The sequence below is a fragment of the Haloterrigena gelatinilytica genome (assembly GCF_013342145.1).
In the GTDB taxonomy this organism is placed as follows: Archaea; Halobacteriota; Halobacteria; order Halobacteriales; family Natrialbaceae; genus Haloterrigena; species Haloterrigena gelatinilytica.
Map to the genome: position 1 here is coordinate 4,279,625 of NZ_JABUQZ010000001.1, position 15,321 is coordinate 4,294,945.

General features: G+C 57.0%; 16 protein-coding genes and 1 pseudogene. 5 read left to right on the plus strand and 12 right to left on the minus strand.

All coding sequences use genetic code 11. The features are described from left to right. Positions 1–144: 144 nt before the first annotated feature. The 7 genes from HTZ84_RS21160 to HTZ84_RS21190 all read right to left on the minus strand — a co-directional run bounded on the left by HTZ84_RS21160 (position 145) and on the right by HTZ84_RS21190 (position 6,862). The gene (locus HTZ84_RS21160) at positions 145–1,158 is read right to left on the minus strand and encodes an AAA family ATPase (RefSeq protein WP_174682485.1); all 1,014 of its coding nucleotides are present in this window, start codon (positions 1,156–1,158) and stop codon (positions 145–147) included. Beyond that, positions 1,148–1,933 (minus strand): hypothetical protein, encoded by a 786-nt coding sequence (locus HTZ84_RS21165; protein WP_174682486.1) that lies wholly within the window; start codon positions 1,931–1,933, stop codon positions 1,148–1,150. The genes HTZ84_RS21160 and HTZ84_RS21165 overlap by 11 nt, the downstream gene beginning before the upstream one ends. A gap of 59 nt (positions 1,934–1,992) precedes the next feature. Further along, a complete protein-coding gene (locus HTZ84_RS21170) occupies positions 1,993–2,508 on the minus strand; it encodes a hypothetical protein (protein WP_174682487.1) in 516 nt (171 codons plus the stop codon). 7 nt (positions 2,509–2,515) lie between these two features. After that, a complete protein-coding gene (locus tag HTZ84_RS21175) occupies positions 2,516–4,057 on the minus strand; it encodes a hypothetical protein (RefSeq protein ID WP_174682488.1) in 1,542 nt (513 codons plus the stop codon). Beyond that, complete coding sequence (locus HTZ84_RS21180) at positions 4,042–5,631, minus strand: WD40 repeat domain-containing protein (RefSeq protein ID WP_174682489.1); 1,590 nt, start codon at positions 5,629–5,631, stop codon at positions 4,042–4,044. Before HTZ84_RS21180 ends, HTZ84_RS21175 begins: the two co-directional genes overlap by 16 nt. Positions 5,632–5,651: 20 nt before the next feature. Then, positions 5,652–6,080, minus strand: a complete 429-nt coding sequence (locus HTZ84_RS21185) for a hypothetical protein (protein WP_174682490.1) — start codon at positions 6,078–6,080, stop codon at positions 5,652–5,654. Between the two features lie 287 nt (positions 6,081–6,367). After that, positions 6,368–6,862, minus strand: coding sequence for a winged helix-turn-helix domain-containing protein (locus HTZ84_RS21190; RefSeq protein ID WP_174682491.1), 495 nt, complete (start codon positions 6,860–6,862; stop codon positions 6,368–6,370). A 175-nt stretch (positions 6,863–7,037) separates the two neighbouring features. Here HTZ84_RS21190 and HTZ84_RS21195 point away from each other — a divergent pair, with 175 nt between their 5' ends. From HTZ84_RS21195 to HTZ84_RS21215, 5 genes are read left to right on the plus strand one after another with little or no spacing between them, the layout of a single operon-like run. Then, positions 7,038–7,361 carry a hypothetical protein gene (locus HTZ84_RS21195; protein WP_174682492.1) on the plus strand — a complete coding sequence of 108 codons (324 nt, stop codon included), beginning with the start codon at positions 7,038–7,040 and terminating at the stop codon, positions 7,359–7,361. A gap of 6 nt (positions 7,362–7,367) precedes the next feature. Next, positions 7,368–7,862: a hypothetical protein gene (locus tag HTZ84_RS21200; RefSeq protein ID WP_174682493.1), complete on the plus strand. Its 495-nt coding sequence runs from the start codon at positions 7,368–7,370 to the stop codon at positions 7,860–7,862. A gap of 32 nt (positions 7,863–7,894) precedes the next feature. Then, a complete protein-coding gene (locus HTZ84_RS21205) occupies positions 7,895–9,385 on the plus strand; it encodes a HesA/MoeB/ThiF family protein (protein ID WP_174682494.1) in 1,491 nt (496 codons plus the stop codon). A gap of 6 nt (positions 9,386–9,391) precedes the next feature. After that, a complete protein-coding gene (locus HTZ84_RS21210) occupies positions 9,392–9,928 on the plus strand; it encodes a single stranded DNA-binding domain-containing protein (RefSeq protein WP_174682495.1) in 537 nt (178 codons plus the stop codon). A 2-nt stretch (positions 9,929–9,930) separates the two neighbouring features. Continuing rightward, a complete protein-coding gene (locus HTZ84_RS21215) occupies positions 9,931–10,287 on the plus strand; it encodes a hypothetical protein (protein ID WP_174682496.1) in 357 nt (118 codons plus the stop codon). A 97-nt stretch (positions 10,288–10,384) separates the two neighbouring features. On the opposite strand, the gene HTZ84_RS21220 is transcribed toward HTZ84_RS21215, so the two are convergent. The 5 genes and pseudogenes from HTZ84_RS21220 to HTZ84_RS21240 form a co-directional block, all read right to left on the minus strand. Next, complete coding sequence (locus HTZ84_RS21220) at positions 10,385–12,415, minus strand: ATP-binding protein (RefSeq protein ID WP_174682497.1); 2,031 nt, start codon at positions 12,413–12,415, stop codon at positions 10,385–10,387. A 74-nt stretch (positions 12,416–12,489) separates the two neighbouring features. After that, entirely contained in the window at positions 12,490–12,741 is a 252-nt protein-coding gene (locus HTZ84_RS21225; protein WP_174682498.1) for a hypothetical protein, read from the minus strand. A 2-nt stretch (positions 12,742–12,743) separates the two neighbouring features. Then, positions 12,744–13,751 (minus strand): hypothetical protein, encoded by a 1,008-nt coding sequence (locus HTZ84_RS21230; RefSeq protein WP_174682499.1) that lies wholly within the window; start codon positions 13,749–13,751, stop codon positions 12,744–12,746. A gap of 103 nt (positions 13,752–13,854) precedes the next feature. Then, the gene (locus HTZ84_RS21235) at positions 13,855–14,568 is read right to left on the minus strand and encodes a hypothetical protein (protein WP_174682500.1); all 714 of its coding nucleotides are present in this window, start codon (positions 14,566–14,568) and stop codon (positions 13,855–13,857) included. Then, a pseudogene (locus tag HTZ84_RS21240) lies at positions 14,565–15,321 on the minus strand (hypothetical protein); the annotation flags it as partial. The gene HTZ84_RS21235 and the pseudogene HTZ84_RS21240, both read right to left, overlap by 4 nt.

The following is a 15,321-nucleotide window of genomic DNA, read 5'->3' on the forward strand; positions in this document are numbered from 1 at the left end:
CATAATATTACGATTTTTCAGGGCTTCTCGCCGGCTTGACCGGGAAATCACCGAAATATCCTGTCCGTCCAGCCAAATTCATATCACGTAGTGATATGAATTTGAATTTCTACATTATATAATAATCCTATCTAGCGCCGGACCTCATTTGTACTGCTGGTAGTTCTGACTGATCTGTGAGGCGGACATCTCGAAGAGGTCGGCTACGTCACGCTGGTTCATGTTGCTGTTGATGTAGACCTTGCAGGCGATCTCCAGGAGGTCCGGTCCCTCGTCTTCTTCATCAGTTGCCCACTCCCAGCTGCTGGCTTCTTTTGTGTCGTACGTCCAGCTGGTCGGCGGTATCCCGTCAAGATCGAACTTCTCATCCTGTCCTTCTGCTTCCTCAACGGTCTCGAATACGGCTAATTCCTTCTTGCTCTCTTTCTCCACGTAGTCAGCGAGGCGTCGGATGTCAGGGTGCAGATCCTTCCCGGTGTGACCGATGATGATGATGGAGCCATCGTTTTTGCGGATCAGTTTGATCATGGATGAGAGCTGCTTGACGACGACAGATGCGTCGTGACTGTAGCCGGTGGCATGGGAGCTGGCTTCATCGAAGATGAACAGTTTGTCGCCACTACCGCTCTCCAGCCAGTCCGTCAGGTCATCCTGCCGGACAATGGTCTTTGTCTGCTTGCAGCTCTTGATGTTGGATGCGACCTCGCCCTCCGTATTCGATTCCCAGATCTCGCCGAGGAGGAGGGAGAAGTCGGTCTTGCCGACCCCCATGTGTCCGGCCAGGTACGTGACACCAGCCTCACGGACGATCCAGCGCCGGAGGCGTTCGATCAGCTTGATGGGCGAAATGGACGTCGTCTGTTCGACTACGCCGAGGGCGTGGGCGATAACTTCCTTGTCGCCGTCTCGGATGGCTCTGCGGAGGTTCTTCGACACGTTCTTCTTCACGATGCGCTGGTAGCGTTCGGTCTCGTGCGCGTAATGTGGATCATCCAGATCCTGCGGCTGGTAGTTCTCCTCGAACGCGACTAGGAAGTCGATGACCTCTTTGTCAAGGAGGCCTGCCTCCTGCAGGGTCGGAAGATCGTTGTTCGGTGAGACCAGTTTTTCGCGGAGCTGCCCCGCTATCCATGACTCTGTACTGGATTTACTCCCCACTTTCGTTCACCTGTGTTCCCTGTTCCTCGGGTTGAACACCGGTTGTTTCGTCGGTTCCGTTAAATTCCTGTGCGATGTCTTCGAGTTCATCGATGTCGTCAATGTCGAACTCGTCGATGTTGTCCTCGAGCTCGTCCAGGAGGACATCGGGTTTGAAGCTGGAGAGTTCCATTTCGGTCTTGGACAGCTCTGTGAAGTATTTGGATTCGACGCTGTCCGCGATGGCAGAGAACCGGGCGAATAATTTCTGGCCGATGATCGCCCATTTCCGGTTTTTGCGGCGGTTAGCGTCGATTTTCTCCCGGTCGTTGATGAGTTCGACGTCGGTGGCTTCGCCCAGCCAGGTGCCTTCTGCGGTCCAGTTCTCGGTGTCGACGGACCGGACGATGTGAACCAGGTAGCCACCGGCACTGCGGTACGTGTATGTGGCGCCGCTGGTGAGGTTGAGCTGGTTCATGCCGTCCTTTGAGGTGGCGTAGATTTGGATGGGTTTCGGGGAGGCGGCGTCGACTTCGGCCAGGAATTCGTAATCTGGCTCGTAGAACATGTGGAGCACCTTTTTGGTGGGGATGTAGGCGATCACGGACATGACGATGAACACGATCACCCCTGCTTTCATCGTGTTCGACATCGGGATTTCAGGAAGATTCATATATCCTGTTACTACGAGAAGAATAAGCGAGACGAATCCAATCGCCCACACATATTTCGTGTCAGCGATGAACGTCAGCAATACTTCCAGCCGTGATTTCCTCGGGATGAACGGATCAGACATCCAGCACACACCTCAATCCCAGGTACAGGACCGCCATCCAGACAGCAGCGCCATCCACTCTACATCGCCTCGTACAGATTGTTCTGCAGTTTGCGTTCCCGCCGTTTGATGAGGAACAGCTGCAAGATGATGACAGCAGCTGCACCAGCTATCCCAGCCATCCACATCATCGGAGCATCCACGTCATCGAACAAGGGTGTCCGGCCGTCACTGAGGGCGACCATCGTCTCCCCGACCGCCACGGTCACAATCCGCTCACCACGGTACGTACTGGATTGATCGACGGCCATCGACACCTCGGTCAGTCCCGCGTCCAGATTCACCCGGCGGAACGGGATCTCGGCCGCGTCATCCGTATCCATGATCGCAGACGCATCCGTGATGGTCGCCCGACGCGGAATATCCGAATCGAACACGATCGTCACACCGTCACTGTCCCAAGTGTGGTTCGCCACATCAGTCTGATCATCGATGCTGATCACGGACTGGCTGACGGACACTGTCTCATTGTTCGCAGTTACGGCTGGTGTGAGGAACACGACACAGATGACGACCAAAGGGAGCTGATACCGCACCTCTGCATCACCCAAATGGTAACAGGAGGAGCAGGATGACGATGCCCACGCCGGCCACTACTGCTGCAGCGTGGTCCGGGATACCGAGCTGGTCCCCGAGCCAGGTGAACGGATTCGGCCAGCCATCAGGCAAGATACCGCCGGAGATATCATCCAGGAGCTGCTGCTGTGAGTTCTGGAGCTGCTCCAGCTGTGCCTCCAGCTCCGACGTGTCCTCCGTGTAGAAGTCGGTTGACTGGATAGAGGTCTCGTTCACGGTCTCACCTGTCGAAGTGTCGGTCATGGACAGGATTCTGAACTCGTCGTCGAACTCTGTCCGCTCTGCGGCACCGTCCTCAACCTCGTGCGCGAACCAGACCGTCGTATCAGACGCATCGTAGGTCGTATTGACTTCCAGAGTTCCGTTGAACTGCGGATCGTCCTCATCATGCACGAACAGCTGACCATGTGCCGTCTGTGGCTCGTCCATGTCCGTGTTATTCCACTGGACTTCGAACCCGTAGGTCAGGTTAGATGCAAGCCCCATTTGCTGCAGGGAGACCGCCGCGTAGCTGTAGAACCCGGTATCGTTGTAGGACGAGGATGCATGCATCAGTGCTTCCAGGGGGCCGAGTACGTCAGATACGTCCAGATCACCTGGCTCAAAGTTTGCATAGATATCGTGAGCCATCTGATTGACGTTGTTCACGGCCTGCCCACGACGATCGGTCATAGTTGCATACGCATCGATGTACGAGTTCGCATCAAGCATCACATGTTCAGAACCGTTCTCAACTGCATCGACGATAGGGATATGGGAATCACCGTTCCACGAGGCAGAATCCAGCTCGTCGAGCTCCTTGAAGCCGGGTGTTACGCCGTAGAGATGGCCGTCCCCGCTCGGATCATTACAGTTCCCTGCAGATGTCTCCGATCCAAGGTCCTGGTCCTCCATCATCGCATAGTGCTGGGTCCGTACAGAGCCGTTAAACAGCGTGAAATTGTGTTCCCCGACAAACGGTTCACGGTAGTCGTCGCCCGTTTCCCCACAGTAGTCGATAGGAATCCAGTCCATGAAGTTAACCTCGTTGTGGGCATTTACGGAGTCCCATGCGCTCTGGAACGTGAGAACTTCGCGGTTCGCTTGATTGAGGAGCCGGATCTGTTGCTGGGTGTAGAACTCATCGATGTCTTCGATCGCGGCATCTACCGCTTCAGACTCGTTCGATCCATTGTTCAACTGCTCGATAACAGTTATTTTAGCCTCTGAGACGCCGATACCATACGACTGATTGGCAAGAGCTTCTACATCCTGCGTGAGATGCGTCCGGCCGTCCTCCATCGTCACCACATCGATAGCGATGTCGTTAAACAGGACATCTGCTTCGTCATCATCGATAAACGACTCCGACCACTGATAGAGCAGGCACGCTGGAGAGAACGCGAACAAGAGGTTCGTACAGCTTGCGGATGTCAAATCAGCGGAAAGTGCCGCACCTGCTGGAGCTATCGTCAGTACCAGGAGAAAAATAAGGAAAAGGGAGAGGGGGCGCCTCATTCTGACGGCCACACCTCGCCCAGCCAGTCGAGTGCCGCGGTCGGAATGTCGAGGACGCGATGAGCAATCCCGACAGCCGCCTCGTACGTTCCACCGACGACATCAACTGCGCCACCGACCGTTGCATCATAGATGCCGGTGACCACTGAAACAATGCCGCCGGCTGCACGGACCACACCGCCCGTAATCGGATTAGCGTCCGGAAGCTCACCGTACACGGTCAGGTTCTCCAGGACCGCGTTCTCCGTCAGCTCTACTTCGACCTGGATCTCCGTCGCGTTGGACTCCTCTAGGTCGAACGTCACGGCATCCGTACTGTTCTCCTCTTCCAGCACGTCCCCGGATGCGTTCAGAATCCGGACATCGGCAAAGGATTCACCGAGTTCGACCGTCACATTGACGAACTGGTTGCTGTCGATCAGCTCGGTCTGGTAGACCGCATCCTCCGCCTCAGCGAGCACGGAGTCGTTCTCGTAGGTCACGTTCACCGTGTCAGGACCAGCAATGTCCGCGAAACTCAGATCCTCGGGAACGCTACGGAGCTGGACGATCTCTGCCTTGTCCTCTTCGTCTGTTTCAGGGGCGTACTCTACACCTGTAGACAGGACAAAGGACGAACTATTGAAGTCCGCGATGCCGACCATTTCATCGTCGTCACTCCATCCGACTCGTTCTGCCCACGACCCATCGTCACTGTAGTAGCTGTCTTCTACTTCATAATCTCCTGTGCCGTAGACAGAGAGTCGGGTTTCCTCCCAGCTGTCATCTGTGTAGCCGACTGCGAGGTAATCTCCGCTGTTACTGTAGTCAACCGAGATATCTGCACCTGCGGCGGACGCTACATCGATATTTTCCTGTTCTACCCAGTCTTCAGTGTCGTAGACCCGGAAATGGCCTTCCTGTGTTCCCACAGCGAGCTCATCAGTGTATGGGTTCCATGACACATCCCATACATCATCCGCTGGTTCGTCAAGAGTGGCGACTTCTGTCCCATCGTCCGTGCCGTGGATGTAGGTGTTGTCGTCGTTGCTAGCCAACGCAATGTGGTCTCCTTCAGGACTGTACTGAATGGCGTTGACAGATGAAGTAGAGCTTGAGACGAATGAGCCCTGTTCTTCCCAGTCACCTGTGTCGTAGATGTAGACCGTGTATTCGTCTGTTCCGGTCTCGTTGACGAACGCGAATTCGTCACCGTCTGGGCTGAACGTCGCTACCTGGGCGATTCCATCATACGTAAATTCAGTCTCCCAGGTTTCGGTGTCGTAGACATTGAGGTTCCCTACTTGTGCACCGAACGAGTCTGATGAATAGAGGTAGTCAGAGTCAGGGCTGAATTCCACGTCGAAACTGCCGTGCTCCTCGGTGATTTCTTCATCGAGAGACCAGTCAGAAGTGTCGTAGACGTACACTGAACCGTCGCTGGAGCCGACAGCATAGTAACTGGAATCTTCATTCCAGTCAAAGGCTGTGGCTTCATCTGTCATGTCATCGAGGGTCTGATCGAGACTAAGGTCTACATCTGTCTCCGCAACGGCTGCGGGCGCCATCGTCACCATGAGAAGAAAAATGGCCGCAAAGGCGGCCATTCCGGATTTCAGCGGGGATCTCAATTGAACCACCCCGCAGTACTCCGACCATCAGCACCTACGTCCAGGGTTCCGGCCACGACACCGAACCCGAGCAGCTGAACCAGCAGCACCGTGTACGCCAGTTCCGTGTGGGACACGACAGCCTCATGGATCGGTGGTGAGACTGTCAGCAAAAGAACTGACCCACCGAGAGCGTACGCCAAAAAGCTCTGTGCATCGGTGAAGTCACCGAGATCGCGATTCGAGACTGCATATCCCATGATGATCGACGAAAGCGCGATCACGGTCGCATTTGACACGTCCAGTTCAGCTACAGTGAACATAGTATCCGTCAGAGAAAAGCCCTCAATTTCCAGGTTTCCGATTTCCAGGTAGGCAAGGCTGGAAAGTCCGAATAGAAGGGCGAGAATCGGTTTCACGCTCTCACCCAGATCTCCATCAGCCATCTGCGAGCGTAGTTCCAAATAAATCACCTAAAATGGTTGATAATAACGCCAGTTTATATAACCGAGGGAGGAACTAGCCCAAATACGCTGATATCTTTATAATACGCTGCGAGTACACACGAGGTAGAGGCTGTGACGATGCCGAACCCAGGTTACGAGAACGCCGTTCGCACAGTCCTCCTCAGTTTCTGCTTCCTCATCTATGTCTCGTTGATCTATCTCGGCATTCGCTGGCAGCAAGACCTCAAACCACAGCTCGCGCAGCGATATCGACAGTGGCGGTACGGTTAGGGTCTGTCGTCAGACTCACCGGAAGCCGGGAACAACGCAGATAACTCCGCCTCCAACTCGGTACCGACCAGTTCCCACTTCCGATTGTTTACCGCCTTCTCCATCGACGACTCGTCGAGCGGCACATCCGAAAACTCCTCCACCGCATCATCCGCTGCCTCGGAGACACGTCGTATCGCAGTATACAGCTCGTCACCGTCCTCTACAACTAGCTTCGCCAAGTACCGGCCCAGCGGCGTCAACGCATACGCCCGGTCATCATCCTGCGGCCGGTACACTGCATCCACTTCAACCAGTGTGTCGACATGCTTCTGGATAGCCGACCGCGAATAATCGAACGCATCACCGACCTCGGTCAACGGCCGCTCCTCATCCGCATACAACGACGCGAGGATCGCTATCCGGACCTTATGCGAGACCGCTGTGAACAGCTCGGCCAGTCGCTCCCAACGGTCCAGATCATCTGCATCTTCCTCGCTGCCTTCATCCATAGCCTGACGGTAAGGACGCAAACTGGTTAAGATTAGTGAAAGGTTCATCCCGACTCATTCGGTAACCAAAGGCTGGTCAGGACCGTGACGGTTGTTGATACCCGTGACCATCAACCACAACTCTGAACTCAAGTGGAGGAAAAAGTTTAACCGTTCCCGGCTGTTACGGACTAACATGGGGTTTGGTCACGACAGCGAGGACGAGATCATTGTTGAAGCGAAAGACAAGACAAGTTCAGCGAAGCCGATTCCAGCGGATCACCCGGAAAGCGACATCACCCAGATCATCGTTGACGCCAACGGCGACGAACACCAGTACCGAGTCACGTCCAGCACCCAAGTCAAACCCATCAAAGGTGACGTCGGGATGCCGGACGCGCGGGCACTTTACACCGCCAGCTCCGGGAAAACGTTGCGGCTGAACGACGACGACCTGATCGCTGACTACCTCGACGACGGTGACACACTCGCCCTGAAACCGGACGCCGTCTTCGGCTGATCAAGTATGAATACGCAACGCCTCTCCAGCGAAATCAGTGCGCTCGAGAAACGGTACACCGTCGCCTGGAACGACACGATGCACGGTGTCGAACTCCGGGACTGGCGGTACCCGGACGGCTGGACACTGCAGAACCGGGAGAAATGGAGGCAGAAATCGGATACACCGCCGGGACCAGCGTACGTCGCACCCTTACTCGTCCGGATCCCGAAAACATATCCGCACGGCCAGCCGTACGCCTGCCTTCCACGCGGTCTCCACTACACCAAGGACCGGGTGGAACACGTTATCGACCCGAAAGAAGCCACCGAACAGGGGGAGATCCCGTTCAGTATGGCGGACTGGCCGGACAACGACTGGCTGCTCTGGTGTGTCCACGACCTTGACTGGGAGCCGAACAGCCCGGAGTACACGTTACCGAAATTCCTGCAGTGGATGATGGCATCGTTCAGCTACCCGGATAAAGACCGGCCACTGCGCTATGCCCGAACCCACGGCTAACCACGGCGCTCACCACGACCACGATCACAACCATGTCAGGTACACTTCGTATCCCGGCGACAACGATCGACCAGTTGACCACCGCACTGCTGCAGGATGACGGGTTGGAACGTGCAGCGGTCCTTGACCTGGCTGACAGCGGTGATGACCTCGTTGTCGCGGACTGCGAAATCGTTCCGGATGCGGCGATGACCACGATCGGGGCGACTGAGTGCCAGCCGGATGATGACTACGATGTCGACTTCGTTGACCGGTGTACGGGCAACGACCGGCACCCGTTGATTGTGCACTCGCATCCGTTCGCCGACGAGGCATGGTTCTCGAGTCGTGACGATTCCAAGATGCGAGGCGAGGCCGGATGGATCCATGCATTGAAAGACTGCCGGGTCCTGTTCGGTGTCCTCAGCCAGGATGAACTCCGGATTGACGAGGTAGACAGCGACGGGACACGAACCCCTGTCGAACCAGAGATCATCGGTGACTGGACGCTCGAAGACGACGCCACGGTGACACCGGTCCCGTCTTCAGCGGCTCCACCGGTCGACGTGGACACAGAGCGATATGACCGCGCTATCCGTGCGATCGGCGAACACGGCCAACAGCAGCTGGCGGAAACGCATGTCGCGGTCGTCGGCTGCGGCGGGATCGGTGCCGACCTGGTGAAAGAACTGGCGGGGCAGGGCGTCCAGCAGGTCACATTCGTCGATCCGGACCGCGTCGAACAGAGTAATCTGCCGCGGCTTCCGCAGGCCTCAGAGAGCGATGTCGGCCGCTACAAAGTGGCGGTGATGCAACAATGGTATGGTCAGCAGGTGCCCGGGGCGGAGACCACGATCATCTCGCTGCCGGTCGAGGAGACCGCAGAGTACCTGCTCGACCTTGGTGTCGACGTGATTCTGGCCGGACTGGACCGGATCACTCCCCGCGTCTGGCTCAATGAGTTCGCTGCCCGCCACCTCATCCCGTACATCGATGCCGGTAGTATCGTCGACGTGGACGAGGACGGCCGCATCACTACGATGCAGACGGAGGTCCAGGTCATCGCCCCTGGTACCAGTACCGGCTGTTTTGAGTGCATCGGCCGTGACAACACGGAAGCACTCCGCCGGGAGAACCTGCCGCAGCCTGTCCTTGAAGAAGAGGTTGCCCGTGGGTACATCCCTGACACTGCGTTGACGCCGGAACCGGCCGTGAACCCGTTGAACTCGGTAGCCGCCGCAGAAGCCGTCGACGCACTTAGCCGGATCGTGACTGGGTACCGGCCGCCGGAACCAACGGTCGGGTATGACGCGGTCGAGAAACGGATGGACGCCGGACCAACCCATGAACGTGAGAACTGTGAGACGTGCAGCCGATTTGTCGGAACTGGAGAATCTGGACCGATCGATACCATCGATGACCTCGATCTGGAGGCAACGGTGGACGCACTGGCCGATACCCGGCCCGGTCACAGCAGAGACGACGGATCGACGTACAGCATCCCGGACGCTGTGACCGCGTTCTTCACGGAACATCTGAGGTGACAACGCATGGAATCAATACCGTTGTTTGTCATGATCTGCCTTGTTCTGACACTGATCGCCCCGGATCACGTCTTTATGTGGATGTTCGTGTCCACGGTGGCGGTATTGGGCATGCCCTGGCTGATAGTCGGTGGACCGCTGAGTGGATGGCTGATACTGGTCAGTATCGGGCTGTGTATCGTCATGTTCCGTCTAGGAGTCGAGAAAGGAGATCGGCCGCACTGGCTGAAACAGGTCGTCTTCCTCGCAGTGCCGACGACCGGTCTCGAGATCGAGGATGCCGGTCAAGGCGGTCCGGAACCGGAGTCAGAGCCCGGACGGAACCCGGATTCGCAGGGCCGCCTGGGCTTGCTGGATGCCATCCTCGGCGGCGGCCCACAACACGATCAGCGCCAGCAGGGGCCGCGGAATCACGGTCCACCGCCCCAAGATGCTGGACAGGATCCGCGGCCGGAACAGATGGCGCCAGACGACTATGAGGTCGTGCCGGATGAGGAGCTGTTCGGCGATGTGGATGCTATCGAGGACCAGTACCGGCAGTAACCATGGTTGACGTTGCAACAGTCTTGTTGGCTGTGAACGCGGTAGTTTTGATAACCGGTCGGTTTCAGGTACTGCGACGGCTGTACGTCGCTACCTGGTTTTTGACGCTGGTGCCTGCTGTATTCCTGTTTGTGTACACGATGCATCTGTTGCTGATAGTGCCGCATCTTGCGTTGTTCCCGGCAGTCATCACAGTATATCTCCCGGTCGCCGGCGGTGATCGCAACCGTGACCCCGAACAGGAACAGCTATCTGCACGGGAACAGGAGCAGGACACCGGCGGGGACGGATACCGGATGGTACCGTCGCAACGTATTTTCGAGGATGTCGATGAGATTGAGGAGACGTACCGACAGTAGTGTTCGAGTGTTTGGATACCTGCTGGAATAGTCACGCTCTAGGGCACAGCCCTGTGCCAAGGTGTGTATTCCGACAGAACCGACTAAGCCGACGATGCTACAAACGGTCCAGTGAAGCCGTCTGCAGCTCCTGAAGAAGCCGAATATGCACACAGTCTGTAGGGAGATCCGTCTCGACCAGCATCTCCTCGAGGTCAGCTTTGACCGCCGTATTCCGGCACCCGATCCACACCGAGTCGAACCCATCCTGTAGCCGCCGCTCAACGTGTTCTAGTTCTCGAGGAACCGCTTCCATCGCGACCTCGACGGCGATCCGGCTATCACCGAGCTCGACCGCCACATCCGCGTCATCCTGTTCTCGGACCGCCGTATAGCCCGCCTCGTTGAACCGGTCCTTGAGCAGCTGCTGCCAGTATCGATGGACGATACCGCCGCGACCGGTCCGCTGTACAGCGACACCGTCGTCCGCTAGCCGGCGACGGCCATCCTCGGTTAACTCCAGCAGCATCGGTCGTCCAAACTTCTTCTCCACATCGCGTTCCTGAACGAGACCTCGGGCCAGTAATGCCTTCTTCGCCTTGTTGCCCTTGTACCGGCTGGCGAATAATCGGCTGTACCGGTCGGAGAGATTCGTGTATGGCTGGTCCGCTACGTCATGGAGTAATCGTTCCGCCGCTTCGGATAGCGCATGATCTTCGTCGGCAGTGTCACCCACGGATTCGCCGGGTTCACCGGGTTCGTCGGCTTCATCGGTCCGTGGTAACTCTGTCGAAGAAGAGTGATTTGAGAGACGGGTCCACGTCTCCTGCATTACGCGCTGGAGTTCGGTATCGGTCACTGATTTCTCGAGGTCGTAGTTGTGGAACTGGACTACCATCGGATCACTGCCGGCGACCTGGACAGTGGCTTGGCCGACATCGAGCTGGTTCGCGTACCGGCGCTGCCGCTCACTGAGTGCCATCGACCGCGCCACCCGGCGAAACTGGTCGGCATCACCGATCGGGAACAGGATCTTCGTCCCGGTGTTCGCCAGCAATGAGTCGGTCAGTTTCTTCGGCTCCTGATCGCCGACGATGAGTGCCTCACCGAACTCTCGCATCTTGTCGGTCAACTCGTCAATCTTCGGTAATCCCTTGGCATCGCTCTGTTCCTTGTACGCGGAGAACAAGCGTTTGCCTTCGTCGCAGAGGAAGACGTGCCGGAGCTGGTCGCCACGCTGCTGGTGCGTACTCCGGTATCGGTACGTCCAGGTCAGCAGCCACTCCATCAGGAAATCCTGGTGGTCCGAGGCCAACCCGTCGAACTCGAACACCACGTCCTGTTCGAGGAGATCAGCGAGCGGATACCCGGTACGGCAGTCGAACAGGTTGGCGGTGGCCGCGGTCATCGCCCGTAACCGGCTGGTGATCCGTTCCTTGTACCCGGATTGGGAGTAGCCTTTTGCGTCGCTGGTCGCGATCTGCGTTGCGAGCTCCAGCAGCGTCGGGAAGGTTTCGGCTGTGGAGACCGATTCGTCAAGTGGCAGGCCCTGCTCCGCGTAGAGATCAAGCAGATTCGGGAGGAGGTAGTGCTGGGATGGACCGAGCAAATCGTAGGCGTCCCCAAACAGTTCGTGGAAGGACTGCGCCCAGCGTCGTGGCGTCACGCCTGGCGGTGGCTGTAACGGATTCAGCCGCAGCGTGGTCCACGGTACGACAACGAGGTCCGGATTTTCACGGAGCAGGTGGCGATAATCCGTTTTCAGATCGAACAGCCAGACGGGGACACGCACTTGGTCGACGATCGAGTAGAACAAGGTGGTTTTGCCGGCACCGGTCTCTCCGGCGACGAGCACGTGCCGGGTGAGTACGGTTTCGGGGAGGGTGAACGCTGCCGATGAGCCGAGGACAGTCCCGAGATCGAGATCGGCCGGACGATCGCCCGGCACCGTCGCCAAACTCTGAATGTTCGGAGTTTCGAACGGATGTTGCCTGTGCTTCGATGCGGCCACCTGCAGCACCTTATGCACCTGCTCCACAACGGTATCGTTCGGTGACGCTGCGGCCACTGCCAGCAGGTTCTGCACCTGGTCATTGTCCGCAATCCCCGCCTGCTCCGCGAGCCGTCGTAACCGCGTCACGTCCGGCATCCTCGAGTCACGATCGCGTCCAACGATTATTGGCTCACCTTCCGCTCCCCGGTACCGTCGCGTTTACAACATCGTCAGTCTAGGTCCTCGAACACCGGTCCAGCTGTTCGGATCAACTCGCCTGTGCGATCGTAGACGCGTTCGCCACCATCACGACATCCGTACTGGTCTTGGCACCGGTAATACTCCACCTCGATGTGGTTGTAGATATCGTTCCGGATGAATTGGACTGGGCCGTCGCACTGTGCACACTGGTATGTGTCCGGATTGCGCTCCTCATCGTCGGCCAGCCGATCGAGGAGATCACGGTCATCGACGGGATCCATGTTCACCGGTCGCCGTACTGCTGTAGGAGATCGTGCAGTGTTTCTTCTTCCCCATCCCAATACAGCTCCACCGAATCGTCACGGGCGTGATCATCAATCCGATTCTCGACTGCTGACTGCCCAAGGTCGGTCGTATCCGGTAGTGCACCGTACTGATCGAGCAGCGTCGATGCCTGCTCAAGGACGTAATCACGTTCGTCCGCCGAAACATCCGCTTCGTGCGTGATCAATCGGGTGGCCGCATTGTACGTATCGTACAGCGTCGGCACATCCTGTTCCGGGTCTTTCTCTGTTTCGAGTGCATCCTCAGCGAGATCGGTCGGATTATCGAGGTACGCGTCCAATCCGAGATCGAACAGGACCAGCAGTGCCTCCTCATCACTCAGAAACTCGTACTCGGTCGCCTGTTCCAGCCGCTCCTCGACGACATCGGTCCCGTCGATGATCGACTCCACCGCGTGCTGTGCCAACCCGTAGTTCAGCGGCTCACTGTGCGTTTGCTCAAACTGGAGTTCAGAGACCGGAGCCATCACCCCGTTGCTACAGATCTGGCGTTCACCGACCGTATCGTACTTCAACCCGTGGTACCCGGTGTGACCACTGCGGACCTTCAATCCAAGATCGATTACATCTCCGTCGATAGGTTCCGCTTCCACACCGTCAAAATCGACGTACGCACTCATCTTGTGCCCAGAGTCCGAGAACCGGACATGGCCCTTCGGATGCACCGTATCATCGTACGGTTCTAACGCGGAGCCGATCGCCTCCATGATATCACCGTACTGAAACACACGGTAAAAATCACGTTTCGAAGAGACATCGCCGACCGCACTGTCCTCAAGCCACAGTGAATCACGGAAGCCGAGATGCGCCCAGTCACCAGAATCATCGTCCGGATCACCGTCTGCCGGGCGGTGCGCATACACATCGAACCGCTCCGCCTCCGGCAGATCTTCCGCGGTTTCGTAGAGTTCGTCGAGACCATCAAATGTATAGAGCTGCTGTGTCATCGTCGGGGGCGTCACCTGTGAAAAATTCATCGAGATATGTGCAGACAGTGACAGAGATTATTTAAAATAGAGGTGTGAATTCCGTCAGTGACTCGGAACGAGACTAATTCCGAGACGTCTCGACATCCGCCTCGAAGGACTTCAAGTGGATCACGTTGTCGGTAATGTGGGAAACAAACGCTGGTGAAATCCGGTAGATTTCATGGTCGGGGAAATGACGAGAGGAAAGCGCCTCGCCTCGAGGATCGTCTAAAAGAAGTTCTCCCACCGGAAGATCGCCGAAGCGCATGCTCGGTGAACCCATTCGAATCTTGACGTACGCCTGTCCCTCCTCGACACGGACAACCCTGCCGATCATTCTCCCATCATGGATGGCCGCGATCACCTTTTTTCCCACATCATCTTCGAGAAGTCCCACGCCTGTATCTGTGTCACCCTCTGAAGCGTATAGTGCTGCCCGACGTCGCGTGTCCTCGATCGTCATCCATTCGCCGGTCTCCGGGTCAAACACTGTTTCCACCTCTTCGTCCGTCCCTTCCTTTTCGTCGTCCCAATTGAGACGGTCCAGGAACCGTTTCCAAAACGGGTCGCTGCGTTCGTCAGTCGAATCAGTGGATGGGCTGCGATCGACCGATACCGGACTGGTCGCTAAACGCTCCATGAAGCGATCCTCAGCATATGTTTCCGCCATTTCGTTGACCTGCTCAATCGTCATCCATTCCCCGGTCTCCGGGTCAAACACCGTCTTATCCCGGTCCACATCCACGTCTTCTGGACGCCTGACCTGCTCATGATCAAACTCGGTGTCCGGCGTCATGCCGGTTCACCTCCGAGATCCTCCTCCAGCTCACCGGGATCATCGTCCGGATCACTATCATCATCCGGATCCGGCCAGTACGGCGGATCCGTCTTCGCATTCGTAAGGATCTCGTCGATATCTGTCTCGTGGTCTTCCTGGAGATCGTCCTCGTCAACAAAGCGTTCGGCCAGGTCTCGGCCACCATCCATCCCCGCTTCCCGGGCTGCCTCGTCGAACATATCGATGAACTCTTCGATCGGAACGAAGAACGCGGCATGCTCGGCGAGACAGTCCCACGGCGAGACCGCGTAATACAGATGCCGATTCCGCAGATAGAACCGGCGATCATCCACCCGATCGGCCGCTTTCATTTCCTCGTCGGTGAACGGACTGGTATAGTTGCCGAACAACTGCTTCGGGATAGTCGTCACCCGCTGCTCGGTGACATTCGTGTGTTGCACCTGATCGAATCGGTCGTCACCCCGCCATTTCTCGTCTCGCCACGGGTCTTTCGTATCCGAGATCAAGACCTGTCCCTGCGCCATGTCACACCACCAGTACACGGAATCGTCTCTGTGGACGATCCCTGCCAACTCAAGATCGTCCGGAAACGTCACCTTGTAACTGATGTTGTCACCACTTTCGTTTTCCCGCGTCACCATCGCACAGAACGTCATCCCGGTGTCGATGACGTATTCCTCGACCTCATCAACCATCGTGTCTCTGTCGGAGTCCGGATCATCACTGCCCGGAGGATCTGAGGTCATCTCT

Bases quoted from the DNA above. Each gene is read 5' to 3' on its own strand.
- HTZ84_RS21165 (WP_174682486.1), bottom strand. From the start codon at position 1,933: ATGTCTGATCCGTTCATCCCGAGGAAATCACGGCTGGAAGTATTGCTG.
- HTZ84_RS21180 (WP_174682489.1), bottom strand. From the start codon at position 5,631: ATGGCCGCCTTTGCGGCCATTTTTCTTCTCATGGTGACGATGGCGCCC.
- HTZ84_RS21185 (WP_174682490.1), bottom strand. From the start codon at position 6,080: ATGGCTGATGGAGATCTGGGTGAGAGCGTGAAACCGATTCTCGCCCTT.
- HTZ84_RS21190 (WP_174682491.1), bottom strand. From the start codon at position 6,862: ATGGATGAAGGCAGCGAGGAAGATGCAGATGATCTGGACCGTTGGGAG.
- HTZ84_RS21195 (WP_174682492.1), top strand. From the start codon at position 7,038: ATGGGGTTTGGTCACGACAGCGAGGACGAGATCATTGTTGAAGCGAAA.
- HTZ84_RS21200 (WP_174682493.1), top strand. From the start codon at position 7,368: ATGAATACGCAACGCCTCTCCAGCGAAATCAGTGCGCTCGAGAAACGG.
- HTZ84_RS21205 (WP_174682494.1), top strand. From the start codon at position 7,895: ATGTCAGGTACACTTCGTATCCCGGCGACAACGATCGACCAGTTGACC.
- HTZ84_RS21210 (WP_174682495.1), top strand. From the start codon at position 9,392: ATGGAATCAATACCGTTGTTTGTCATGATCTGCCTTGTTCTGACACTG.
- HTZ84_RS21215 (WP_174682496.1), top strand. From the start codon at position 9,931: ATGGTTGACGTTGCAACAGTCTTGTTGGCTGTGAACGCGGTAGTTTTG.
- HTZ84_RS21220 (WP_174682497.1), bottom strand. From the start codon at position 12,415: ATGCCGGACGTGACGCGGTTACGACGGCTCGCGGAGCAGGCGGGGATT.
- HTZ84_RS21225 (WP_174682498.1), bottom strand. From the start codon at position 12,741: ATGGATCCCGTCGATGACCGTGATCTCCTCGATCGGCTGGCCGACGAT.
- HTZ84_RS21230 (WP_174682499.1), bottom strand. From the start codon at position 13,751: ATGACACAGCAGCTCTATACATTTGATGGTCTCGACGAACTCTACGAA.
- HTZ84_RS21235 (WP_174682500.1), bottom strand. From the start codon at position 14,568: ATGACGCCGGACACCGAGTTTGATCATGAGCAGGTCAGGCGTCCAGAA.